The organism is Pseudomonas sp. H26/SER47-MNA-CIBAN-0231, assembly GCF_040310465.1.
GTDB lineage: Bacteria > Pseudomonadota > Gammaproteobacteria > Pseudomonadales > Pseudomonadaceae > Aquipseudomonas > Aquipseudomonas atacamensis.
The window spans coordinates 1-265 of the sequence record NZ_JBEOPW010000100.1 but is presented as its reverse complement, the minus strand read 5'-3'; the positions used below and the strand labels follow the sequence as shown (position 1 = coordinate 265).

Here is a 265-nt window from a genome sequence, read left to right as displayed (position 1 = left end):
GCCGGGCGGACATTGGTGGCTTAACCGCGTCGTCGAGGGGGCAGCGCGACCCTGGCCCGATGCTCCTGCCGATACCTTCGCGGCGCTCGGGCATTGGGGCCAGGCGCTGTACGTGATCCCCAGCGAAAACCTGGTGATCGTGCGCTACGGTGATGATCGCGATGGCAGCTATAGCCACAACACATTGCTCAGGCTCGTGCGCCAGGCAGTCGCCGGGCAGGTGCAGCGGTGACTCGCCGCAGCTTTGTACGCCGCCGTCCTCTCA

General features: G+C 66.4%; 1 pseudogene. It reads left to right on the top strand.

The features are described 5' to 3' along the window. Window positions 1-232 (top strand): annotated as a pseudogene (locus tag AAEZ10_RS27445) (serine hydrolase); the annotation flags it as partial. Between the last annotated feature and the right edge of the window lie 33 nt (window positions 233-265).